Annotated in this window: 23 protein-coding genes; 17 read left to right on the top strand and 6 right to left on the bottom strand. The window is 30.5% G+C overall.

Annotated elements, in window-relative coordinates; all coding sequences use genetic code 11:
* Window positions 1-31: 31 nt before the first annotated feature.
* Together Q4Q47_RS18950 and Q4Q47_RS18945 are read left to right on the top strand one after the other, a co-directional pair.
* Entirely contained in the window at window positions 32-535 is a 504-nt protein-coding gene (locus Q4Q47_RS18950; RefSeq protein ID WP_303308211.1) for a hypothetical protein, read from the top strand.
* 42 nt (window positions 536-577) lie between these two features.
* Window positions 578-772 carry a hypothetical protein gene (locus tag Q4Q47_RS18945; protein ID WP_303308210.1) on the top strand — a complete coding sequence of 65 codons (195 nt, stop codon included), beginning with the start codon at window positions 578-580 and terminating at the stop codon, window positions 770-772.
* A gap of 102 nt (window positions 773-874) precedes the next feature.
* Here Q4Q47_RS18945 and Q4Q47_RS18940 read toward each other — a convergent pair whose 3' ends face one another.
* Window positions 875-1,969: an adenylate/guanylate cyclase domain-containing protein gene (locus Q4Q47_RS18940; protein ID WP_303308209.1), complete on the bottom strand. Its 1,095-nt coding sequence runs from the start codon at window positions 1,967-1,969 to the stop codon at window positions 875-877.
* Window positions 1,970-2,122: 153 nt separating this feature from the next.
* On the opposite strand from Q4Q47_RS18940, the gene Q4Q47_RS18935 reads away from it, so the two are divergent.
* The 5 genes from Q4Q47_RS18935 (at window position 2,123) to Q4Q47_RS18915 (ending at window position 8,546) form a co-directional block, all read left to right on the top strand.
* On the top strand, window positions 2,123-3,193 hold the full coding sequence (locus tag Q4Q47_RS18935) for a helix-turn-helix domain-containing protein (RefSeq protein ID WP_303308208.1): 1,071 nt from the start codon (window positions 2,123-2,125) through the stop codon (window positions 3,191-3,193).
* A gap of 330 nt (window positions 3,194-3,523) precedes the next feature.
* Window positions 3,524-4,978, top strand: coding sequence for an amidase (locus tag Q4Q47_RS18930; RefSeq protein WP_303308207.1), 1,455 nt, complete (start codon window positions 3,524-3,526; stop codon window positions 4,976-4,978).
* A gap of 159 nt (window positions 4,979-5,137) precedes the next feature.
* A complete protein-coding gene (locus Q4Q47_RS18925) occupies window positions 5,138-5,272 on the top strand; it encodes a hypothetical protein (protein WP_303308206.1) in 135 nt (44 codons plus the stop codon).
* Window positions 5,273-5,329: 57 nt separating this feature from the next.
* Window positions 5,330-7,696, top strand: coding sequence for a TonB-dependent receptor (locus tag Q4Q47_RS18920; protein WP_303308205.1), 2,367 nt, complete (start codon window positions 5,330-5,332; stop codon window positions 7,694-7,696).
* Window positions 7,697-7,700: 4 nt separating this feature from the next.
* Complete coding sequence (locus tag Q4Q47_RS18915) at window positions 7,701-8,546, top strand: DUF4249 domain-containing protein (RefSeq protein ID WP_303308204.1); 846 nt, start codon at window positions 7,701-7,703, stop codon at window positions 8,544-8,546.
* Between the two features lie 83 nt (window positions 8,547-8,629).
* On the opposite strand, the gene Q4Q47_RS18910 is transcribed toward Q4Q47_RS18915, so the two are convergent.
* A complete protein-coding gene (locus Q4Q47_RS18910; RefSeq protein ID WP_303308203.1) occupies window positions 8,630-10,339 on the bottom strand; it encodes a tetratricopeptide repeat protein in 1,710 nt (569 codons plus the stop codon).
* A 175-nt stretch (window positions 10,340-10,514) separates the two neighbouring features.
* Between Q4Q47_RS18910 and Q4Q47_RS18905 the strand changes: the two genes are divergently transcribed.
* Both Q4Q47_RS18905 and Q4Q47_RS18900 read left to right on the top strand, forming a co-directional pair.
* Entirely contained in the window at window positions 10,515-11,102 is a 588-nt protein-coding gene (locus Q4Q47_RS18905; protein WP_303308202.1) for an RNA polymerase sigma factor, read from the top strand.
* Window positions 11,103-11,307: 205 nt separating this feature from the next.
* The gene (locus Q4Q47_RS18900) at window positions 11,308-12,135 is read left to right on the top strand and encodes a mechanosensitive ion channel family protein (RefSeq protein WP_303308201.1); all 828 of its coding nucleotides are present in this window, start codon (window positions 11,308-11,310) and stop codon (window positions 12,133-12,135) included.
* A 97-nt stretch (window positions 12,136-12,232) separates the two neighbouring features.
* Here the strand turns inward: Q4Q47_RS18900 and Q4Q47_RS18895 are convergent, their stop codons facing one another.
* Complete coding sequence (locus Q4Q47_RS18895; protein WP_303308200.1) at window positions 12,233-12,949, bottom strand: LytR/AlgR family response regulator transcription factor; 717 nt, start codon at window positions 12,947-12,949, stop codon at window positions 12,233-12,235.
* A gap of 176 nt (window positions 12,950-13,125) precedes the next feature.
* Entirely contained in the window at window positions 13,126-14,178 is a 1,053-nt protein-coding gene (locus tag Q4Q47_RS18890) for a sensor histidine kinase (RefSeq protein ID WP_303308199.1), read from the bottom strand.
* A 189-nt stretch (window positions 14,179-14,367) separates the two neighbouring features.
* Here Q4Q47_RS18890 and Q4Q47_RS18885 point away from each other — a divergent pair, with 189 nt between their 5' ends.
* The 7 genes from Q4Q47_RS18885 to Q4Q47_RS18855 all read left to right on the top strand — a co-directional run bounded on the left by Q4Q47_RS18885 (window position 14,368) and on the right by Q4Q47_RS18855 (window position 19,610).
* Window positions 14,368-14,775, top strand: a complete 408-nt coding sequence (locus Q4Q47_RS18885) for a MotA/TolQ/ExbB proton channel family protein (RefSeq protein ID WP_303308198.1) — start codon at window positions 14,368-14,370, stop codon at window positions 14,773-14,775.
* A 163-nt stretch (window positions 14,776-14,938) separates the two neighbouring features.
* Window positions 14,939-15,268 (top strand): ArsR/SmtB family transcription factor, encoded by a 330-nt coding sequence (locus Q4Q47_RS18880; protein ID WP_303308197.1) that lies wholly within the window; start codon window positions 14,939-14,941, stop codon window positions 15,266-15,268.
* Entirely contained in the window at window positions 15,261-15,725 is a 465-nt protein-coding gene (locus Q4Q47_RS18875; RefSeq protein WP_303308196.1) for an SRPBCC family protein, read from the top strand. The genes Q4Q47_RS18880 and Q4Q47_RS18875 overlap by 8 nt, the downstream gene beginning before the upstream one ends.
* Window positions 15,726-15,894: 169 nt before the next feature.
* Window positions 15,895-16,470 (top strand): Crp/Fnr family transcriptional regulator, encoded by a 576-nt coding sequence (locus tag Q4Q47_RS18870; RefSeq protein ID WP_303308195.1) that lies wholly within the window; start codon window positions 15,895-15,897, stop codon window positions 16,468-16,470.
* A gap of 83 nt (window positions 16,471-16,553) precedes the next feature.
* Entirely contained in the window at window positions 16,554-17,093 is a 540-nt protein-coding gene (locus tag Q4Q47_RS18865) for an NADPH-dependent FMN reductase (RefSeq protein WP_303308194.1), read from the top strand.
* 27 nt (window positions 17,094-17,120) lie between these two features.
* Window positions 17,121-17,534 carry a nuclear transport factor 2 family protein gene (locus Q4Q47_RS18860; protein ID WP_303308193.1) on the top strand — a complete coding sequence of 138 codons (414 nt, stop codon included), beginning with the start codon at window positions 17,121-17,123 and terminating at the stop codon, window positions 17,532-17,534.
* A gap of 390 nt (window positions 17,535-17,924) precedes the next feature.
* Window positions 17,925-19,610, top strand: a complete 1,686-nt coding sequence (locus Q4Q47_RS18855; protein ID WP_303308192.1) for a hypothetical protein — start codon at window positions 17,925-17,927, stop codon at window positions 19,608-19,610.
* 250 nt (window positions 19,611-19,860) lie between these two features.
* On the opposite strand, the gene Q4Q47_RS18850 is transcribed toward Q4Q47_RS18855, so the two are convergent.
* Together Q4Q47_RS18850 and Q4Q47_RS18845 are read right to left on the bottom strand one after the other, a co-directional pair.
* A complete protein-coding gene (locus tag Q4Q47_RS18850; protein ID WP_303308191.1) occupies window positions 19,861-21,213 on the bottom strand; it encodes a DEAD/DEAH box helicase in 1,353 nt (450 codons plus the stop codon).
* A 39-nt stretch (window positions 21,214-21,252) separates the two neighbouring features.
* Window positions 21,253-22,140, bottom strand: a complete 888-nt coding sequence (locus tag Q4Q47_RS18845; RefSeq protein WP_303308190.1) for an aldose 1-epimerase family protein — start codon at window positions 22,138-22,140, stop codon at window positions 21,253-21,255.
* A gap of 256 nt (window positions 22,141-22,396) precedes the next feature.
* On the opposite strand from Q4Q47_RS18845, the gene pabB reads away from it, so the two are divergent.
* On the top strand, window positions 22,397-23,698 hold the full coding sequence (pabB, locus tag Q4Q47_RS18840) for an aminodeoxychorismate synthase component I (protein ID WP_303308189.1): 1,302 nt from the start codon (window positions 22,397-22,399) through the stop codon (window positions 23,696-23,698).
* The last annotated feature ends 1 nt before the right edge of the window (window position 23,699 follow it).

The following is a 23,699-nucleotide window of genomic DNA, read 5'->3' as shown; positions in this document are numbered from 1 at the left end:
TAATGGTTATTTAAATACAATCCTGTTTTATATGAAAACAAATCTATTATTCTTAACTCTGATAAGCTCTTTTTTAATATCGTGTTCATCAGATAATGACCCTATTGAAGAACCTTTGAGTATTTTTGGGATCTGGAACTCTACAAGCTTTATAGCTAACGAGCCACTGTTTGATGTCAATGAAGATGGTGTTAATTCTTCTGAGCTTTTGGATGAGTTGCCATGCAGATATTCTAAACTCATTCTTAATACAGATTTTACGTTCTATCAAGAAAATAATACATGGTTTTATAACAAAGATACCCAAACTTATGGTTGTTCAACTCAAGACAATATCTCATCGGTTAATGGCACTTGGACTGTTAATTCTAATTACACCTTACTATCACTAGAAATAGATGGCAATATATCATTTCTGAAAATAGAATTAGATAGTGAGGTTCTACAATTTAATTCAAGCGAAATATTTATTAATAAAAATGCTCAGGGAGAAGCCAAAAATATTTATGGTCGAGCATTCTATAAAAGGAATTAATATAACTATTTAAATTTGGTCCCTTTTTTATTCAAGAAAAAAATGAAGGTGAATAAACAAAATAAAATAGAGCAAGAAATTATTAAAAAGTCAAATCATCTCGAATATTTAAAATTTGAGATGATTGACGATATCTGGGTCGTATCTCTAAATGATCTAGCTGGTTACACTATCGTTAAGGGCTATGGGGAAACAATCATTGAAGCTATCAATGACATGCATAGAGGGGTAATTTAAAATTAATAACCCTGTTTTTTTTAATAATAGGTTTATTTGATGTTTTATAACGATTTCGGATAAATCTTAGAAGATGTTAAAAATAGGCTAGCCTATATACTATCAATTAAAAGCTACTTGATACAATTGTATAGGCTGTTTTTTTCCACGAAGTAATAAGTTTTCAACTTTGATGGAAGAGAACCGATTGTCTGCTTTTAATTTTAAAGAAAGGTCTTCAGAAATAAGAACCTTAGAGTTAAAATTATTGCATTCTTCCTGAATACGGGCAGATGTGTTTAAAATATCCCCCGTATAAATAAGATCCTTTTTAATAATACCTATTTCGCCAGTAGTCACCATACCTATATGGTAGCCTGCTTTAAATTCTGGTACCAATCCAAATTGCTCTATATATTTATTCCTTTTTTTGTCCAGTCCTTCAGAAATCTTCCTAAAGCAATGAATACAGTTATTTCTATAAATTCCAGACGTTTCTTTCCAGGTAATGACTATTTCATCTCCTACATATTGGTATACTTCGCCAGAAGTTTCTAAAATAGCATTCGTCATATCTGCATAATAGGTTTTTAATAGTTCAAAATACTTTTTATGACCTAAATTTTCAGCTATTGTGGTTGATGATTTCATGTCTAAAAACATAAATATGCGTGTCTCTTGTTTGGGTTTGTGGTATTTTCCAAGGTAATTTGATAATACGTTTTTACCCAAGTAGTCTTTAATTTCAGAATAAAACAAAGCAATATCCAAAATAATCCCTATGTATATTATGACGCTCCAAAAAACAAATTTGTTCATGAACACAAGCAAATTATCAATTACAATAGGATCAAATATTGAAGTTTTATATAAATAAGCATTATTTATAAGTGATAGTAAAATAATACAGGTAACTACAAAAAAAAGATAAAATATACTTTTAAATAAAATCTTGATCCAAAATGATGTATGTGTAAAATATTTTTTAAGCCAAAAAATCTCAACACTCCCTTGAATTAACCCCATTAAAAAGCCGCCAACACATACCATAATTAATGAGTTTTTAGGGCTGTAAAGACTTCCTGTAACAGGGTATAAAGTAAGTGTTCCCAGAAGTCCATATTCTATCATAACGTACGTAAGACCAAAAAACAACCAGATGATTCCAAAAGACAGAATTTGTCCAAAATGACGTTTATATAAAGGGTGAAGTTGCATGAAGTAAATATAGATAAATCATACTTATTTTGTTTTTATTCAATGATATTCTATAAAGAAAAAAATATTGCTTTATTTTGTTTAACTCCTTAAACGTAAGTAGTGTTTTTTATAATTGGAATTTTTGTAGCAATATTTCTTATTCTTCTGTTATTGATAAAGAAGAACAAATCTCGTGCAGATAAGATTTTAGTATTTTGGCTGTTACTAATTTCTATCAATCAGTTATTTCATTATTTCACATTTACAACAGCTATATATGAATACCCAGATTGGTTAGGAATCGATCTTGCTATGCCAGTTTTAATAGGTGTATTTTTATACTTCTATGTCATGGAAATTACTGGTAATAAATTAGATTTCAATTGGAAAATACTATGGCACTTTATTCCAACAATACTACTTGTGTTATTAGCAGTTCCTTTTTATAAACTATCTGGACCAGAAAAGATTTATGTCTTCGAAAATGAAGGTCTTGGTTTTGAATGGTATACAATGATTCAAAACTCTGTAATTGCACTGTCTGGTTTAGCCTATTCAATATGGTCTTTAGTTATTATAAATAGGCATCAAAAAAGAATAAAAGATAAGTTTTCGAATACTGATAAAAAGGAGCTACAATGGCTTCGATTATTATCTATCGGTTTTGCTATTATCTGGGTTTTATCCATGTTTTTTGGTAATATTATAATATTTTCAGCTGTAGTAATCTTTGTATTGTGTATTGCAATTTTCGGAATCAATCAGTTAAGTATTTTTAATTCAAATTTAGTAGAATTGGAAGAGCTACCAGATGAACAAATAGTAACTAAAACAAAAAAAACGTCCAAAGATGTTATTAAGACAGAAAAATATTTGAAATCTGGTTTAAATTCTGAAATGGCCTCCGAAATATATTCAGATTTAAATGGCTTAATGAAGGCAGATGCTATTTACAAAAATGCAAACCTTACTTTAGTTGAGCTAGCTAAACGATTAGATATTCATCCAAATTATCTCTCACAAGTTATTAATGAAACGGAGGGAAAGAATTTTTATAACTACGTTAATGCACTTCGGATAAAAGAGTTTATTTCACTAGCATCTCTTCCTGAAAATAAAAAATACACTATGATTTCTTTAGCCTACGATTGTGGCTTTAGCACAAAATCTACATTCAACAAACATTTTAAATTGCATACAGGTAAAACACCTACCGAATTTTTTAGTACTTCAAGTATTTAAACAAGGTGTTTTTCTTCCCCCTGTGTACACGTACCTCATTTTTATTTAAAATCAATATCTGTTAATTCTTTGATATTTAGGTATTTGTGGGTTTTTCCTTGTAAGCGCGTACCCCCTTTTTTATTACGCTTGTAAACTTGACCTTTTGGTATTCAAATCGGTCACATCTTTGTCGAAGATTTAAGAAATGGATCTATCAAATTGCTTTTTGCATAATTTCTTTACAAAAGAAGTTCTGTTTTGTAAAAGCGAACATTTCAACCAAAAGGCGATAATACATTTGCCGAATAATAGTATATAAAAATAAATTACGAACAGCGAAATATAATTATGAAATCTATAATTTTTAAGAGTGCAACAGAAATCACAAAACTTATAAGAGATAAAAAAATCTCTTGTGTTGAAGTTACAAAACAGTTTGTAGGCCATATTGAAACGTATAATAAAACTATTAATGCGATAACGGATATTATAGATTATGATGATATCATTACCGAAGCAAAAGTTAAAGACCGGTTGTTAAATAATGGTGAAGTAATAGGACCGCTACACGGGTTGCCAATAACGGTTAAAGATACATTTAATGTAAAGGGTTTGATTTCTTCAAATGGAAATCCTAAGTTAAAAGGAAACATTGCAGATCACGATGCAGAATTAGTAAAAAGATTAAAAGAAGCTGGAGCCATCATTATAGGTAAAACAAATTTAGCATTATATGCTCTTGATTGGCAATCAACAAACCCTTGGTTTGGGCAAACGAATAATCCCTATAACCTTAATCATGTTGTAGGGGGGAGCTCAGGAGGTTCTGCAGCAGCATTAGCTTCAGGCTTTACGGCTTTAGAATTAGGAACTGATGCAGGAGGATCTATTAGAGTGCCGGCACATTTTTGCGGAGTTTGTGGTATTCGTACAACAGAATCTGCATTACCAAATAGAGGTAATATGGTAACTCCAAAAATGCCAAGACTGGGGCGTTACTTAACAAGTAATGGTCCCATGGCGAGAAATGTTGACGATTTAGCCCTTGCTCTGGAAGTACTGTGGAACGATGAGCAACAGTTTTCCGAGAATCCACCAATAACCTTAAAGCAGTTTGAATATAAAGGCGGAAATCTGAAAATCGCATATTCTCCAACACTTGATGGTTTATATCTTGACGAAGATTATAATGAAGTATACGCGTCATTTTTAGATAAAATTCAACAATCAAAACACGAATTAGTTCAATCAAAGCCCAGTTATAGTTCTAACACACTCATTAATCTTTGGGGACGAATAGCTGGGTTCGATTTTGGGGCAGCCATGAAAGGTATGCCATTTAAAGGCTTTATATCTTATTTATTTATAAAATCTAAATATAAAGACTCACAATGGGCAAAAGGGATGAGCCAAGGCGCAAAAAGTTTTCCTAATGATTATGTACAAGCTTTGCAATTAAAAGATGACATATCAGATACTTTTACAAATTTTTTTAAAAAGCATGATGTTTGGTTGACTCCAGTTTCTATGGCTCCTGCATTTAAGCATCAAAAGCCTGGAATCCCATTTGAAGTTAATGGATGGAAAATTCCTTATACAAAAGCGTTTATTCCATTTAATTTTCCGTCAACTATTCCTGGTCATCCAATAGTAGTTATTCCTATAGGTATAACAAAAAAAGGATTGCCTGTAGGGATCCAAATTCATGGACAGAAATGGCATGATTACAAGGTGTTACAGATAGCCAAAGAATTAGAAAAATTAACTAATGGATTTAAAATACCAGATATGTTTGAACTATAATATTTTTATAAAAAAAGTTAAAATCTGAAAAAAGAATCTATTTATGCAACCTTTTATTTTTTCGAATGTCTATAGATAGAGATTAAGAAAAAATAAAAATCAATAATCAATACTGAAATTAATTCAGCACAAGAAAACGAACATGTAATTAATAAAACAATGGAAAATATTTACAATAATCGGCCAATAAAATCTTTAAATCCGTTTTTAGGATTTGGCTGGAATACAAAAACAACATTAATAAAAGAGGGATTAAATATTAAACACAAAAAGTTTACGTTTAAAAACGAATAAAAAATTACTTAACACAAATCATTTTAAAATTTTACAAAATCATTAATCAAAAAACGAATGAAAAATCTAGTATTATTATTTATGTTATTTACCGCGGTTTTGTCGGCTCAGGAAAATTACACCGTCAGTGGTATAATTAAAGAGGCAAAAAACGGAGAAACGGCTTTTGGAGCATCGGTATTTTTAAAAGGAACCAGTATTGGCTCCATTAGTAATGAGTATGGGTTCTTTTCCATTACAGCGCCAAAAGGGACGTACACTTTAATTGTTTCTTATATAGGATTCGAAAATATGAAGCAAGAAATAACTTTAGATCAAAATCAAAAAGTGAATTTTGAAATGAAAGAAGAATCAACTCAATTAGATGAGGTGTTGGTGGTTGCAGAAGAAACCGAACGTGTAAGTCTTAAGAAACCAGAAATGAGTGTTTCTAAGCTAAATATTAAAACAGTGAAACAGATGCCTGTGATTTTAGGAGAAGTTGATATTATAAAATCTTTGCAAATGCTTCCTGGGGTTACTAAAAATGGAGAAGGTACCGGTGGTTTTCATGTAAGAGGTGGTGCCGTAGATCAAAACTTAGTATTACTGGATGAGGCCATTATATATAATACGTCTCACATGTTAGGTTTCTTTTCTGTATTTAATGCAGATGCTATTAAAGATATTAAATTGTACAAAGGTGGGATACCTGCTCGTTTTGGAGGCAGAATATCGTCTGTATTAGATGTACGTCAAAAAGATGGAAATAGTAAAAACCTTTCTTTTACAGGAGGTGTTGGTCTGATTTCTAGCAGACTCGCTGTTGAAGGTCCAATGTTTAAAGATAAAGGATCGTTTTTAATAGCAGGGAGAAGTTCTTATATTAACTTGTTTTTAATGGCAGCCAATGAAAAGAACAGACTTGGTTTTTATGATTTAAACCTTAAAACAAATTATAAAATAAATGATAATAATAAGCTATATCTTTCTGGGTACTTTGGTAGAGACTCCTTTAAGTTTGGAAAAAACTTTAGCAGTAGCTATGGTAATGCTTCAGGAAATTTAAGATGGAACCATATTTTTAATGATCGCTTATTTTCAAACTTATCTTTGATTTATAGTAAATACGATTACGATTTAGAAATTACTGGTGATGAATTTGATTGGATTTCTTCAATTAATAATTATAATATAAAATACGATCTCAAATATTATGCTAATGATAGATTTAAACTTGATTTTGGAATTAGCGGGATTTATTATGATTTTGATCCTGGTCAAGTACGTCCAACTTCAGATACGTCTCCTATAAACCCTTTATCATTAGATAGAAAAAAAGCATTCGAAAGTGGATTGTATGTTAATGCAGAGCATAAGTTAACAGATAAATTAACTGCCCAATACGGATTAAGATATAGTAGTTTTAGTCGTTTAGGAGGACAGTCAATGACAAACTATGCTAACAATCAACCTGTAGTATATAATAGTCTTTTGGGTATTTATGAGCGTGGTACAGCAGTGGGGGAGACTGCTTATAAAAAAGGAGAAAGTATTAAAGATTTTGGAAATTTAGAGCCTAGAGCTTCTTTGGCATATCAATTAAACGAATCATCTTCTATTAAAGCAGGTTACTCAAGATCTGCTCAATACATACACTTACTATCTAATACAACTTCGGTAACACCTTTAGATGTTTGGACTACCAGTGGGAAGTATATTAAACCACAATTATCCAATCAGTATGCATTAGGATATTTTAGAAATTTTGATGATAAAAAATATTCTCTGGAAGTTGAAGGTTACTATAAAACAACAGATAATAGAATAGATTATATAGATGGATCAAATCTAATAGGCCAAAATACGATTGAAACTGAAATTTTAAATGGTGAAGCCAGAGCTTATGGTTTGGAATTTTTAGTTCGTAAAAATGAAGGAAGATTTACGGGTTGGATCTCATATACCTTATCTAAAGCGGAACAAAGAACTTTAGGTGGTACTGCAGGAGGCCCTGGAATTAATAAGGGTAATTGGTATAATTCTTCTTTTGATAGGACTCATGATGTTTCAATTACTGGCGCCTACGAGTTAAATGATAAATGGACTTTTGGAGGTAATATGGTTTTTCAAACAGGAAGACCTGTTACATATCCTAACGGGCAATACCAATATGAAGGACAATCGATAGCTAGTTTTTCTGATAGAAATTCTGATAGACTACCTGCTTATCATAGGTTAGATATTTCTGCAACCTACAAACCAAATAGAAAACCTAATAACAGGTGGAAAGGCGAATGGGTTTTTGGTATATATAATGTGTATGGTCGAAAAAATGCTGCTTCAATTTCTTTTACTCAAAACCAGGATTTAGGTATTAATGAAGCAACCAGAACGGCTATTTTCGGAATGGTACCATCAGTAACATATAACTTTAAATTTTAACAAAATGAACACATATTTTAAATTATTCATACTTTTTTTAGCTATGTCATTGATATCATGCGAAGATGTTATAGACGTAGACGTACAAACAGCACCCAGCAGGCTAGTTATTGAAGCTTCTCTTGACTGGGAAAAAGGAACAACAGGAAGTAATCAAACTATCAAAATAAGTAAGTCAACACCTTATTTTGATACTGCTACTAATACAAGTGTTACAAATGCTTCTGTTAGAGTAGTTAATGATAACAATAATGCAGAATTTATTTTTACACATCAAGGTAATGGCGCATACACAACAACTGAGTTTATTCCTATAATTAATCAATCGTATACTTTAGAGGTGATTCATGAAGGCGAAACCTATAGAGCAAATGAAACTTTGAAATCTGTTGTTGATATCACAGAGATTAATCAATCTATAGAAGATGGGAATGAAGATGATGAGTTAGAAGTAAATATCATTTTTACAGATCCGGAAGCAGAGGAAAACTATTATTTATTTAAGTTTCAAAGGCAAGGAGATTTGTTACCAACACTTGAAGATGGTGATGATGAGTTTGTTAATGGTAATGAAATTACATGGTGGTATGAAAAAGAAGAAGATGAAGACACAGATAAAATAGAGGCTTTTAGACCTGGAGATGTTGTAGATATTTCGTTCTTTGGTATCTCTGAAGCATATTCAGATTATATAGGAATTCTTATAGAGCAATCTGAAGGTGCCGGTCTTTTTAGTACAACACCTGTACCTTTAAGAGGGAACTGTATTAATACAACAACACCCGATAATTATGCTTTTGGGTATTTTAGATTAACACAAGTTGTAAAAACGAGCTATACGTTTCAATAGTTTTAGTGTTTAAATAAAATAGAAAACCACCAATTTATATAAAAAATTGGTGGTTTTTGTTTTTTAAGAATGAAAGTGAGTGATCACAATTCAAAATCCGCATATTTCCAGCTTTCTTTAAAAAGTGCTTCATAAAGTTCTGTATTTTCTTTATCATTTAGTGCTTCATACGCCCTTTTTATACCATGATAAGCCCATCCATTTTTTGGTAAGCGATCAAGATCTTCGAGATATAATTCAATAGCGAGTCTCTTTTGTCCATTAAGCGTATGGATTCGACCTAAGTGATGACGAATAGAAAAAAACCAATCTGGTGGTTCGTTATAATTTAGTGCATCTTCCATTTTAACAGCGCCCTTTAAAAGTGTAATGCTGGCTTTTAAGTCTCCTTCATGAGCTAAAATTTCAGCTTTCAAAACCTTTTCAGCTATTTTAACTAATTCGTATACCGAGTTAATATCCCAAACGGTAACCTCTTTTAGTGTTTCATCTTTTGCTAAGGTCTCAAGTTCTAATAATTCAGTTTTTGCTTTATTCAAATCTCCTTTTCCTAAATGGGCCATACCTTCTGCATAATGTCTAATTGCTTTTGGATATTTTAAATCATAGGTTTCCAATTTCATATTTAAAACTGTATCCCATTTTTTAAATTTTACGGCTACATAATATGGAATGGTATAATAATGTTGTAAAGTACCCCATCCAGGTTGTTTCATAATTTCCGGATGTACATGTTCAGATACTTTATTGGCACCAATCATAGCCCAATGACTATTTCCTTCTAAGGTTGCGGTGGCAGCCATAAAATGATAATTGTGTGGGTAATAGGCGAGAGGGTAAGCCCCTTGCGCATGACAGGTAGTAACATAAGCACTATCTGCTTCAACAGCAGCTATATTTGATAAGGTGCCTTTGTGGTATTCTCCAGTTCTTATATACGTATGAGAAGGCATATGTAATAAATGTCCAGAACCAGAAACTAAACCATCATCAAAAGCTTTCGCAGATATATTAGAACGTTCTGGTGTATTGGAAGCTTCAACGGCATGAATATAAAAATGGTGTGCTCCAGGGTGTTTTGGATTTTGAGCAATAAGTTTTTCCAAAAGTGTTACTATTTCTATAGTCCATGGTTTTTCGGTACCATCTTTTTCATTTAAATCCCAAGGATGTAAATTCATAAGCGATTCTGCATATAAAGCACTAATTTCTGTATCCTCAGGGTATTGATCATATAAAGCTTTCATAGCTTCAGAATATTTAGTGTCTAAAACCGTTCTATCTTCCGGGGGTTCGGGTGCATAGCGTAATGCCATGGCATCAATAAACCGCCTTTCCTTTTCGGTAGCACTTTTAGATAGCGTTTTTGCACGCTGTATGGCTTCATAAGCACGTTCGTAGTTGTCATCTTCCATTCCCGCATTATAATTTGGTCCTAACACATAGGCGTATCCCCAAAATGCCATAGCACAATTAGGGTCTAATTTTGTAGCATAATAGAAAGAACGAGCAGCTTCAGCATGATTAAAACCATAAGCCAATGTCATACCTTGATTAAAATAACGTTGCACCAAAGTGTCTTTAGTAGTAATAGGGTAGTTTACAGCATCATAACCTTCTATAAGTGGTGCTATGTTGTCTTTTTTATACCATTCAGCATCCGTTACTTGCGGCACGCAGGCATATCTAGATGATGTAGTGGTTTTTACGATAAGTTCTTTTGGCTGTTCAATGGTCTTTTTACAAGAAAAAAATAAATTTAGGGCCATGAATAATAATATACATCTTTTCATTTTGTAAAGTTTTATTTTTTAGTAAATTGTTGTCTTACAAATTACTAAACTTTTTAAATGTCTTTAATGTAAAACTTACTTATTTTTGTTTTTTTATGAATCAAATAAGTAAATGTTACTTTTTAAGAAGTTACGTATCTTAATTATAAACAACTAAACTAGCGAAACGCTACATTTGAAATCCCTCGAAAATATTAGTAAACTATCCGATGAAGATCTGGTAAAAGCAATTGTAAAAGACAATAATACGTTGCTTTTTGAGACTTTATACGATAGGTATGCTATGCTGGTATATAATAAATGTTTTGGTTTTGCTAAGGATGAAGACGAAGCTGAAGACTTAACTCAAGATGTGTTTTTAAAACTTTTTGTTAAGTTGGGAAGTTTTAAAGAGAAATCGAAGTTTTCAACATGGTTGTATGCTTTCACATATAATCATTGTGTAAATTATGTCACTAGAAATACTGCCAAAAAATTTGAAAAACAGTCCGTAGATTATAAAGATATAGAAAACCTTTCAGAAAAAGAAGACGATGATTATAGTTTTCTTGATATGAAAATTGATAAGCTAAAAGTAGCTTTAGAACTAATTTCTCCTGACGAGAAAATGATTTTATTACTAAAATACCAGGATTTTCTTTCTATTAAAGAGATTGAAAGTGTTTTAGAAATTGGAGAAAGTGCCGTTAAAATGAGGATTAAACGCGCTAAAGATAAGTTGATAACAGTGTATAACGATAATATCTTAAATAATGGAGAATAATCCGTTTAAAGACATAAACAAGCCACTTAAGGAAGTTCCAAAGGAACTTAAGTCTAAGGTTATGAGAGATATTGCCATGGCTAAGTTGCTTATGGATCTTGCTGAACTATTTTCTTATAATATAGGTGACTTAATCGAATCTGTTATGAAGCAGAGAAAAGACAAAAAATAAGCCAAAACCAACAATAACATTAACAAAATAAAAATGGAAGAAGCAGGAAAATGGAAAGATGTAGCCATGGAATCTTTAAGTAAGATGTGGTTAGAAATAACAGATATATTCCCGAACATAATAGGAACCATAATTGTCTTATTTATAGGCTGGTTGGTTACTAAGCTCATTGTAAAAGTTATTAAGAAAGCCTTGAAGTTTGCTAAAGTTAACAAACTAGATGATGCTATAAACGAAATTGAGGTTGTTGAAGGAAAAAATCTGAATTTTGACACTGTAAAAGTGATATCAAACTTTGTGAAATGGGTGATGTATATTATGCTATTAATCATGGCATCGGACATCATGAATTTAACTATGATTTCTGAGCAAATAAGTAATCTCCTAGGCTATTTACCACAATTGTTTTCAGCATTAGTCATCTTTACGGTTGGATTAATTTTAGCAAATGTCATCAAGAAAGGCTTAAAAGCATTTTTTGAATCTATGGATTTATCTGGAGCAAAAATTATAAGTCAAATAGTATTTTTTATAATCCTCATATTTACTTCCATAACAGCATTGAATCAGGCTGGTGTTAATACAGAGATCATTACTCAAAACCTAACCTTGATTTTAGGAGCATTTTTGTTGGCATTTGCTTTAGCATTTGGATTTGGCGCACAAAAAGTAGTTGGGGACGTATTAAAAGCTTTTTATACTAGAAAAATATACGAAATTGGACAGGTTATCGAATTTAACAATATTAAAGGAGAAGTTGAAACAATAGATAGTATATCTATTACGTTAAAAACGGAGGAAGGAAAATTAGTCGTTCCTATTAAAGATATTGTAGAGAGCCAAGTAAAAATTAAGGATTGACTTTAGTTAGGGTTAAAGTTTTGGTTGGTTACTTTTCCGAATTTTTAGCAACTCTCTATAGCCCCTTTTCATTTATTTGAAAAGGGGACGTCTTTTTTTAGAATTTCTCTAAGATTTGTAATACCTCTTTTTTATAACTTCTGCTAATCGGTAATGATTTTTTATTAATTATTATTTCTTCATTTGTGAAAGAGGCAATATTATTTATTGATATAATATAGGACCTGTGGATTCTAATAAATTTTTTAACAGGTAGTTTAGCTTCAATAGCACTAATGGTTTCTCTGGTTACTATAGTTTTATTCGTTAAATGAATTTTAATATAATCACTATAGCTTTCAATATATATAATAGCATTAAAATCTATTTTAATCATGCGTCTATCAGATCGAACAAACATAAAATCGTTACTATTACTATTCTCTAATGCATTATTTTTTGGTTCACTGTATATTTCAAAATAAGTATTAATAGCTTTTAGTAAACGGTTAAAAGAAACAGGTTTAAGTAAATAATCGACCGCCTGTAATTCAAAACCTTCTACAGCATAATCTCTGTATGCTGTTGTAAATATAATTTTAATGTTTTTGTTAATCGATTTAGCAAATGAGATTCCAGATATTTCTGGCATGTTTATATCTAAAAAAACCAAATCGATGTTATTGTTTCTTATATAACCAAAAGCCTCAATAGCATTGCTACAACTGGCAATTATTTTAATATTTGGCATTTTTTTTAGATGTGTTTCTATAACTTCTCTAGCTATAAGTTCATCATCAATAATAAGGCACGATATATTTTTGTTTTGTAACAATTATTCTGTGGTATTTGTATTTAGTGTCTGATCGGAAACATAGCAAAATTAAAAAAGTTTCTTTTTGCAATTTTTGCATTTATTTTTAATCGCCTGATGCTAAGGCATCACCTCATAAAAAGTAAATACAAATCTTATCAAAAACAACTCTTTTTATAAAATTAGTCTGTTTCCGATCAGACACTATTTAAAATTAAATTTACTTTAAAAAAATGACTATCCTTAGTAATATTCAAGGTGTAATTATTTTTATATAATAAATCTAACCGTTTTTGCATGTTTTCTAATCCGATACCATTTTTATAGGTTTCAGATTGTGTACTTGTATTTTCAATATTAAAATAGATACTTTTATTTCTATAAGTTATATTTATTTTAATTGATAACAAACCATTTTTAATCGTACCATGCTTAAAACTATTTTCAATGAAAGGGAGCAATAACATTGGAGCAATCTTAATATTTTCAGATATGTTTTGAGTTGAAAAATGAATGTTAAGGGTCTCATTAAATCGCATTTTCTCTAATTCTATATAATCTTTGATATGATCAATATCGTCAGTTAATAAAACAAAAGGTTTATCAACTTTATAGAGTAAATAATCTAATAAATTAGAAAGTTTTAAAATCATTTCTGGTGTGTCATCGGCCTTTTTCAAGGCAAAGCCATACATCGTATTTAGAGTATTAAATAAAAAGTGAGGATGAATTTGCATCTTTAAATAATTAAGCTGCTGTTCCTTTAGTTTAAGTTGTGTTTCTAAAATTTTGTTTTCAAGTTTATTGGTTTGTTCAATATGCTTTAAATTAAGTTTTAGTAATTTAAACCCACTGACTACTATGACAACTAAATATACTGCAATAGCAACAAAAAGTAAGTTTCTGCTAATAGGTGCCATGTCTGCATATTGAAAATGAGATAAATAGATTAATCCGTAAAATACCGAAATGATAATTAGATATGAAGAAATTATAACTGTGTATAAACTATACAAACCAAACAGAAAATATCTTTTTTTTATAAGATAGCTTGGGATGAGTTTATAAATAAAAACATAGGTAGTTGCTATGGTTATAGGCATTAGAAATAACGAAAATGATAATACATAGCTAAAGTCGAGGCTATCAAAACCAAAAAAGTAAGTATAGAAAAAAAGGACACCACACCAAAATATAATATGAAGTAATAGCTGACCTGTTTTTTTTAAAAAGAACTGTTTTGTTAGCATGCTTTAAAATAATACTACAATAATACTATATTTTTAAAGTTCATTAGGTTTTTGTAGACGGATGACCAATTTGGCCATGGTTTTAACACGATGTTATTTTAATGGTTAAATTGGTAATCTGTCGCATTTAAATGAATTGTTCTTAAAAGCATTATAAGTTTGTGTTATGTTTAATTAAAATTATTAGTTATGATTATATTATCACTTAATTTAAAAAGTCTTTTAATTTCAAATCCTTTTGTAGATCGCTTTATGGAAGGCGGTCCGCTCTTTATGTCATTAATTTTAATATGCCTTTTAGTATCCATATTCTTTTTGGTAAGAGGCTTTTTAAGTTTAAATAAAAATCTGGTAGTATCTAAAAAAATGACTGCTTTAGCATCTGATGCAAGCTTACTAGGGTTGGTTATGGGCTTTTTAGGGTCTATTATTGGCCTTATTTCTGCCTTTGATGCTATTGAGAGTATGGATAGCATATCTTCTAATATGCTGGCAGGAGGACTAAAGGTATCGTTCTTAACAACTGTATTTGGTAGTATTACTTTTATCTTGCCAAGAATTGGTATTATTATATTAAAAATGCTTCAGAAGTCTTAAATATAAATAAAACAAAATATTTGTTCCCTTTTCGTTTGTTTGGAAAGGGATTTTTTTTGCTCTTTTTTTTTACAGAATAATTAGCTTCTCAAATTTTTTATAAAATAAGTTGCGTAACTAATCGGTTACATTTATATTTGTAACCAATCGGTTACTTAATATTATGAGAAGAGATGTTTTTCAAGCCATAGCAGACCCTGTTAGAAGAGATATTATAGAGTTACTCTCTAACGAAGCATTAACTGTTAATACAGTCGCAGAAAAGTTTGAAGTAAGTCGCCCTGCAATTTCAAAACACTTAAAAATTTTAAAAGAGTGTGGAATCATAGAAATAAACAAAAAAGGTAGAGAGCGGTTTTGCGAAATTCAACCTAAAAACCTGATTCCTGCATTTTTATGGATAGAGCAATATAAAAACCTATGGGAAAATAAGCTAGACGCTTTCGAAGATTATTTAATGACATTACAAACAAAAAATAAAAAAAATGAGTAAAACAAATGATGCAAAAAATCGAACTGTAACCTTAAAAAGAACATTTAATGCACCTATAGAATTGGTATGGGAAGCTTGGACACAACCAAATCATATAGTAGAGTGGTGGGGACCAAAAGGCATGAATGCTAAAGTGATTGAACATAATTTTAAAGTTGGAGGAAAATGGAAGTACACTATGCAAATGCCCGATGGCAATGAATTTATTTCGGAAGGTATGTATTTTGAAATTGTTGAGTTCGAAAAAATAATTTCATCGGCAGATTTCAAACCAATGACTGAAGGTGTTGAGATACAAGCTTTCTTTGAGAAAAATGGAGATCAAACTAATTTTACGTTTAACATTGTACACGATACTGAGGAATATTGTAAACAACAGGAAAAGATGGGAATTCTAAATGGTTGGGGGTCTGTTTTTGACAGATTGATCGAACATTTAGAAGTGTTGGTGAAATAAAAGAGGTAATACTTTATAATAATAAGAGTCCATATATATGGGCTTTTTTTGTTTACAACTGTTTGTAATTATTTGGCAAATACTTCCTATAAATATTGATTTTAATATTTTGAAAAACTAACTTCGTTTATCAGTTTTATATCTTGTAAAACGTTTAATACTGTTTACTTTGGCACCAATTGAAAAACTAATACTGCATTTAAAAGAATACATAAACCTTACAAATGAGGAGGTTATTCTTATTAGTAAAAGTTTCAAAGTAAAAAAATTAAAAAAGAAAGAAGTTCTTCTTTTTGCCGGTGACATATCTTCTAATATGCAATATATTGCAGAGGGGTGTTTTAGATGTTACTATATGGATAATGAGGCAAAAGAACACATTATTCAATTTGGAATCGAAGGATGGTGGGTAAATGATTTATACAGTTATTTAACCCAAACTCCAGCAAAACAGTTCGTACAAGCTCTTGAGGATGCTACAGTAATTCAAATTCATAGAGAGTCCCTTAATAGATTGTATGATCAAATACCTACTATAGAGCGTTTTTTTAGATTGAAATTTGAAAAAGCCTATGTTGCCTTACAAGATCGCACTATAAAATCGATGAGTAAAACAGCAGAAGAGCGGTATTACGATTTTTGCTTAAAATATAGAGATATTGAGCAGCGCGTTCCCCAGTATATGATTGCTTCTTACTTAGGAATAACGCCCGAGTTTTTAAGTGCTTTAAGAAAGAAAAATTAAAAAACCGTTTTTCTTAAGGTAGGTTAAGATTTCAACTTTTTTGTTCAGCTAAGTTTGTACTATTAATTTAATTAAAAGTACAAATGAAAAAAATATTGGCATTTTCAGGAAGTAATAATCCTGAGTCAATCAATGAACTATTATTGATCTCGGCTATCAATAAAATTCAGAAAGGGAATGTGCATCACATTCAACTAACCGATTATCAAATTCCTATTTACAGCCAAGAGATTGAGAAAAATGGAATTCCTCAATCAATCAAGGAAATTTTTCGTTTTTTTATAGAAGCTGATGCTTTTATAATTACTTCTCCTGAGCACAATGGACTGCCGACTTCTTTTTTTAAGAATATAATCGATTGGCTTTCAAGAATAGATCAAAAGTTTTTTGGAGGAAAACCTGTGTTGTTAATGAGTACTTCTCCAGGAGCAAACGGAGGCGCGTCTCATCTTCAAATATTGACAAAACTTTTACCAATATGGGGAGGAAATTTAGTTAGTCATTATTCATTAGGTAGTTTCAATAATAAATATGATCATTCCAATTTACAAATAGCAGATTATGATGAAGATACGAGGTTAAGTGAATCCATTCGGATATTAATCAATTCATTTTCAAAATAAATAATTTAAATCTTAAAAATAAAAAACATGAACAATTCAGAAAACAGTATTAAAGTCGTACAGGATTATTTTAAAGCTTTTCAAAATGGCGATATAGATAACGTTTTAAATTTATTCCATGATAATTGCCTTATCGTTAGTGTTAAAGATCAAGAACGAGAAAAAGAACAATTACATGGTACCTATAGAACAAAGGAAGAAGCCACACAATTCATTGCTAATATTATCAATTTATTTAATACTAAAGAATTTGTTGTAGAAAGAGTTGTTGGCAATGAAAATGTTGTTTTTGCAAATGGAAAATTCACTCACGAAGTAAAAGCAACAGGAAAACTATTTGTAAGCGACTGGACACAACTTAGCATAATTGAAGACAATAAAATAAAAGAATATCGATTTTATGAGGATTCTGCTGCTTTTGTAATTGCTTCGGAAGCCTAATCTTTTATATAAAAAACATCATTGTAAACCATCTTTTTAAATTCAAGGAACATTCATAATTATTCTGAAGGTTTCTTATAAAAGAAGATGGTTTTATATACTGCTCCAAATGATAAACCTTGGTCACTAAAGTTTTTGAAATGGATGTAACGACATTAAATTTTAAAAAGTTTTATAAAAACATGGAAAATGAAAATTTGTTTACAACTGTTTGTGAGTTAGTAGATATTTCTTACTTAAAATATTGATTTTTAGTTTTTAAAAATATAACTTCGCTTATGATAAAATGTTAAACAACTCGTTCTGAACTTGTTTCTGCATTAAAACAAGTTTATATTTGGTCGTTGTGTGTAATGTAAAAAGCGACACTATTAATTAACTAATCAAAATATGAGGGATGATCTAAGTAAAAACCGCACAAAAGAAATATACCCTTTTAGAAAATTAGCATATGCATCGTTTTTAAAAGGGGGAATATTATTAGTACTCGGTTTAGTCTTTTTATTTTTAGTGAAAAGTGATTATAAGCAAGGTAATTATACTCAATTTGCTATAAAAATATCTTCTGGTCTGGCTTTTTTAATTGCAGGAGTCAAACTATTAATCAGAGGCTATAAAAATGAGTATGACTTTAGCCTTAAAGATATTTTTGATAAAACTCGCGATATTAAAATTAATAATTTACTAGGGCAAAGAAGTAATGTTTCTGAAGAATATGACAAAATATTTCGCTCTATAAGTTTTAGTTCTAGTCCAAAAGAAATAAATAAAATTGGAGACTTGAAATTTTTAATATTTAAACTTTTTTCGAAAAAGGGAATGTCAGATATTTTTGATTATGCGCCTTATCCCATTTCAAATTTCATAGAAAACCAGTTAAGACCAATAATAATAATTGGATATTTTATTTTAATTCTGATTGTGTACGGATTTTTTAACTACCTCGAAGTAATACCGTTTGGAATGGTTTGGATAAATCTTTTTATTTTAGTTGGACTATTAACATTATGGTATCCTTCAAAAATTGATTTTATAGAAAATAAAAACAATAATTATAGAATGGGAAAAAGAATTTTATACTTTATTGTTTTTTATACTATTACTGTATTTCTATATAAACCATATGGAAGTGATATTAATTATTGGTTATTAGCTACTATGCTTGCTCTGGTGTCAATAATTATATACACATCCATTGTATCGTTTAAATTAATTTATACTACTTTTTCTAATCGTAAGGAGGTAAATGTAACAAAATCATCTATAGGTTTAAATAATCGAAAAATTGGTAGGCAACCGGAATTTTTACTATCACAATTTGAAGATGTAATAAGTGAGAAAACAGGATGGTATTTTAATGGTTCAACAAATAAATCTGGTGGATATGTCTCAGGCGACCAAAAGCATAAAGGGACTTTTGAGTATAATAAGCTTTATGAAACTAATCCTAAAATTGTTTCCACGACATATAATGATCTTATTGAAAAAAAATTGTCAACTGTCTATACATTAGGCGTTATTCTATTTTCTTTAGGGTTATTTGTAATCTTCTTTGGAGTTCTTACTTTTCCTGATATACATTTTGAGAGAGTTTCTCTTAACGCAGATTTATTGGTAGAATTTGCACCAAAAATCATGTGGAGCCTATTCTTTATTTTATTAGGGACATCTCTTTACTTTTTTGGCAATAGATTTGTCTATGATATGTTTCTATTTTTTAATACAGAAATATTTTTTGAATCAAACCTTATTTTATTTAATATAAAGGGTAGTTACGACCAATATGAACATATATCTGGACAAACTAAGGAGACTAATACGTCTACCGATTTTACACCAGATATCCAGGTTTGTCAGGTGACTAGTAGTATATTTGTCCACCCATACATGGAAAGTAAAAACATTAAAAATCTTCCAAGATTTATTTTCAAAATTCAAGATAATGACATATTACTTGAATTTATTCTAAAAGATTACGATAAAAAATTAGCACCATATACAATGAGTGTAGATAACTTAAATAATAAAACGAAAATAATTTCAGAAGATAATAATGACTTATTGAGTGACGAATAAATATTTTAGATTTTCTATCATTTCTACATAAGCAGTAACCCACTTTAAAGTTCAATACTCAAAAACAAACCTAAAAGCTAAATTTTGAAAACGATAACAACTGCAAACTGAGACTGAATACTGATTACTTAATACTGCTTACTGATATATTTTTGTTTTGTGCTAATACGGCTCAAAAACGATATTTTTAATCGCGCAAGAACGCAGAGGAGTAAAGGAAATACTGCAAACTTCCACTGAATACTGCGTACTATTTTCTCTTATTCCGTTTATTATAATTCTTATCACCTCTTGTTTTAGGTTTTTTATACTTAGCAGCAATTTTAAATTTATAAGAACCGCCTAAATTTTCTTTAGAGTTTTTTTCAGATTTTTCATGAAATGCAGGCCCTGGAGCATCTTCATCTTTTCGTTTTGTAGGATTGTTGCGTTCTTTTATTTGCGGACGCTCTTCTTCAATTAATTCTGTAGAAACTTCAACAACAGAAGGAATCTCTAATAAAGGAACCTTCATACCCATTAAAACCTCAATACTTTCAATAGACTCTTGTTCCTTTTCGGTAGAAAAAACTATCGATTTGCCTTCACGTTCAGCACGTCCAGTTCTACCTATACGATGCATATAATTTTCGGGGTATAGAGGCGTATCAAAATTTATAACATGCGATACGTTGTCAATATCTAATCCACGTGCCATCACATCGGTGGCAATTAAAATGCGGTTGTCACCATGTCGAAATTGCTCAATACTTCGTAGCCTGTAATTTTGGGTTTTATTAGAATGAATCACACATAATTCGTCATGGAATATGGCATCCATTTTTTCAAACAAGCGATCGGCCATACGCTTGTAGGCTACAAATATTAAAACTTTATTAAAAGTTTCGGTATCATTTAGTAAATGCGTTAATAAATTGACCTTGGTATAAAAATTAGGAACATTATAACGTGTTTGTGAAATATTTTCAAGAGGTGTACCCGAAACAGCAATAGAAACACGCTCAGGGCTTTTAAAAAAATCACTAATTAAGGCATCAACATCTTTTGTCATGGTAGCCGAGAACATAATATTTTGTCTACGTTCAGGGAGAATATCAAAAATGTTAACTAATTGATGCCTAAACCCTAAATCGAGCATCACATCAACTTCGTCAATGACTAGTTTCTGTATCGATTTAAGCTGTAAAACTCTGCTTAAAGCCAAATCATATAACCTACCGGGAGTGGCTACCAGAATATCTATACCTTCTGCCACTGCCTGTTTCTGAGTATTGATATTAGTGCCGCCATAAACCCCTAAAACACGATTGTTAATATATTTAGAAAGCTTTTCAATTTCATCCACTACTTGAACTACCAATTCACGTGTGGGTACTAAAACCAAAACACGTGGGTTTTCTTGAGTAGAATATTTTAAATTTTTAATAATAGGTAACATATAGGCAAAGGTTTTACCGGTACCCGTTTGTGCAATACCTACCATGTCCTTACCAGAACTAACAACATTAAATGCTTGCTCTTGAATAGGCGTGGGGATTGTAAAACCCAAGTCGTCTAATGCATTATAAAGTGGGGTATTTAAATTTAAATCTTGAAAACTCAAAATGATGTTATTTTGCTGGCAAAGTTAAGCCTAATAAATTTATAAATGACTGTTATGTATTTCAATACTATAAGACGCTTTAAATGTTTGTTGTGGCATCAAAGTTAAAATACCTTCTTTTTCTTTTAGGTTTTGATTGGTGTTTTCACTATCGGCAATACCAAGCCAGGGCTCAATGCAAACATAGTCACCATCAGGTTTTGCCCAAATACCTAAGTAGGAAAAATCTCTATATTCAACAGTAAGAATAGCACCGAGTGATTTACTGTTTAAAGTGACGCTTTTAGATTTTAAATCTTTAAAAATAAGGGCATCTTCATTAAATATATCATGTTTTAACGGTAGTCTATTGGAGTTATTAAACATCGGTTTTGTTTTTGATGAAATCAAACCACTTTCCATATTAATTAAATGTGTTTCAGAATTTTCTATGTGTTCAAACTCTAAGTAATAATTACTATAAGTTTCATTGTTATATACAGGACATTTAAAAGCCGGATGTCCACCTAACGAAAAATACATGGTCTTAGTATCATAGTTTTTAATAGTATGAGTTATGATAATAATATTGTCTATGAGTTGATAAGTAATAAGAAAATCAAACTTAAATGGGTATATTTTTAATGAATCCTCATCATAACTTAATTTAAAAGTTAAAGAACTCTGGCTTTGTTCCTGTAATATTAATGTATTATTGTTTCTTATAAAACCATGTTTAGATAATGTGTATTTTTGATTTTCGAAAAAGTAAGTATCGTTTTTTAATGCACCAATAATAGGAAATAGATTAGGAGCATAACTACCCCAGACCTTTGGATTAGCATCCCACATAAAATCTATTTCGTTTTTAACCGAAGTGATTTTGCATAATTCAGCACCCTTTTTTTTTACTGATATTTTTAATTTTTCGTTTTCTAATGTGAGCATAAAAATGACATATTTTAAGTAATACCAATTTAACCTTTAAATGTCACATATAATTCGTTTCTTTTTTATTTATATATCTTCACAAAATTAAACCATAACTACTGCTATGATTGATTTTTATTCATCATCTAAATAAAAAATAATTCAAATTATTTATACGACATTTTAAAATTAAATTGGTATATCAAATTGTTTAGACTGCAAAACTTATAATTTTTTAAGGATTCTAACTAACTTTGTGCATTAAATTTTATTATTGAGGGCAACACAAATTCACAGTTTAGATAATACTGACCAATTTAAAAATCAACTACTGATTTGGAGTCAGCAATTTGATGATGTTGTTTGGTTAGATTCTAATAACTACGAACAAAATCATTCCAACTACGAAGCAGTCTTGGCAGTAGATGCTTTCACTAGTATTCAAACGAATTTTGAAGGAAGCTTTGAAATGCTTAAGGAATACCAAACTAATGTAAATGATTGGATTTTTGGGTACTTAACGTACGATCTGAAAAATGATATTGAAGATTTAAACTCTAAAAATTTTGATAGCTTAGAGTTTCCGGATTTGTACTTTTTTCAACCCAAAAAACTGTTTCTGTTTAGAGGAAATCAAGTTGAAATACAATACTTGAATTGTGTTGATGATGAATTTGAAGAAGATTTGAAAAACATATGTCATTGCGAGGAGGTACAACGTGGCAATCTCTCAAATGAAGAAAATCAAGTAAAAATAAAACTCCGTATCCATAAAGATGAATATTTTGAAAAAGTAAGCAAGATGCTTGCGCATATACACCGGGGCGATATTTATGAAGCTAATTTTTGCCAGGAGTTTTATGCAGAAAACATCAGTATCAATCCATTGGAAACCTATTTAAAGCTTAACAGTATTTCTAAACCCCCTTTTGCAACATTTTTAAAATTTGGAAATAAGTATTTACTGTCTGCATCTCCAGAACGTTATTTAAAAAGAAAAGGGGAGACCATTATTTCTCAACCGATAAAAGGAACCGCAAAGCGTTCGGAGAATATGTTTGAAGATGAAAAGCTAAAAGAAGCTTTGTCTCAAGATACTAAAGAGCGCAGCGAAAATATTATGATTGTGGATCTGGTGCGCAACGATTTATCTAAAACCGCTATAAAAGGCAGCGTGCAAGTAGAAGAATTGACCAAGGTGTATACCTTTGATCAAGTGCATCAAATGATTTCTACAGTAATTTCAAAGATTGAAGAAACAACACATGCAGTCGATGTTATTAAGAGTACATTTCCAATGGGAAGTATGACGGGGGCTCCTAAAATTTCAGCTATGCGAATTATTGAAGATTTAGAAGAAACCAAAAGAGGGTTATATTCTGGGTCTGTGGGCTATTTTTCTCCTACTGGTGATTTCGATTTTAATGTCGTTATAAGAAGTATTCTTTATAACGACACCAAAGCATATGTGTCTTATTCTGTAGGTAGTGCAATTACAGCGAAGAGCGATCCTTTAAAAGAATATGAAGAGTGCTTGGTAAAAGCCAAAGCGATGCGACACGTATTAGAAAATTAGC

Source organism: Flavivirga spongiicola (assembly GCF_030540825.1).
Classification (GTDB): Bacteria; Bacteroidota; Bacteroidia; order Flavobacteriales; family Flavobacteriaceae; genus Flavivirga; species Flavivirga spongiicola.
Note: the sequence above shows the minus strand (reverse complement) of the source record. Positions and strands in the feature narration are given on the sequence as shown.

Excerpts from the sequence above, each read along its gene's own strand:
- Q4Q47_RS18900 (WP_303308201.1), top strand. The coding sequence starts at position 11,308 with ATGGAAGAAGCAGGAAAATGGAAAGATGTAGCCATGGAATCTTTAAGT.
- Q4Q47_RS18860 (WP_303308193.1), top strand. The coding sequence starts at position 17,121 with ATGAACAATTCAGAAAACAGTATTAAAGTCGTACAGGATTATTTTAAA.
- Q4Q47_RS18845 (WP_303308190.1), bottom strand. The coding sequence starts at position 22,140 with ATGCTCACATTAGAAAACGAAAAATTAAAAATATCAGTAAAAAAAAAG.
- Q4Q47_RS18950 (WP_303308211.1), top strand. The coding sequence starts at position 32 with ATGAAAACAAATCTATTATTCTTAACTCTGATAAGCTCTTTTTTAATA.
- Q4Q47_RS18880 (WP_303308197.1), top strand. The coding sequence starts at position 14,939 with ATGAGAAGAGATGTTTTTCAAGCCATAGCAGACCCTGTTAGAAGAGAT.
- Q4Q47_RS18890 (WP_303308199.1), bottom strand. The coding sequence starts at position 14,178 with ATGCTAACAAAACAGTTCTTTTTAAAAAAAACAGGTCAGCTATTACTT.
- Q4Q47_RS18915 (WP_303308204.1), top strand. The coding sequence starts at position 7,701 with ATGAACACATATTTTAAATTATTCATACTTTTTTTAGCTATGTCATTG.
- Q4Q47_RS18875 (WP_303308196.1), top strand. The coding sequence starts at position 15,261 with ATGAGTAAAACAAATGATGCAAAAAATCGAACTGTAACCTTAAAAAGA.
- Q4Q47_RS18920 (WP_303308205.1), top strand. The coding sequence starts at position 5,330 with ATGAAAAATCTAGTATTATTATTTATGTTATTTACCGCGGTTTTGTCG.
- Q4Q47_RS18940 (WP_303308209.1), bottom strand. The coding sequence starts at position 1,969 with ATGCAACTTCACCCTTTATATAAACGTCATTTTGGACAAATTCTGTCT.
- Q4Q47_RS18885 (WP_303308198.1), top strand. The coding sequence starts at position 14,368 with ATGATTATATTATCACTTAATTTAAAAAGTCTTTTAATTTCAAATCCT.
- Q4Q47_RS18925 (WP_303308206.1), top strand. The coding sequence starts at position 5,138 with ATGGAAAATATTTACAATAATCGGCCAATAAAATCTTTAAATCCGTTT.
- Q4Q47_RS18865 (WP_303308194.1), top strand. The coding sequence starts at position 16,554 with ATGAAAAAAATATTGGCATTTTCAGGAAGTAATAATCCTGAGTCAATC.
- Q4Q47_RS18855 (WP_303308192.1), top strand. The coding sequence starts at position 17,925 with ATGAGGGATGATCTAAGTAAAAACCGCACAAAAGAAATATACCCTTTT.
- Q4Q47_RS18930 (WP_303308207.1), top strand. The coding sequence starts at position 3,524 with ATGAAATCTATAATTTTTAAGAGTGCAACAGAAATCACAAAACTTATA.
- Q4Q47_RS18910 (WP_303308203.1), bottom strand. The coding sequence starts at position 10,339 with ATGAAAAGATGTATATTATTATTCATGGCCCTAAATTTATTTTTTTCT.
- Q4Q47_RS18945 (WP_303308210.1), top strand. The coding sequence starts at position 578 with ATGAAGGTGAATAAACAAAATAAAATAGAGCAAGAAATTATTAAAAAG.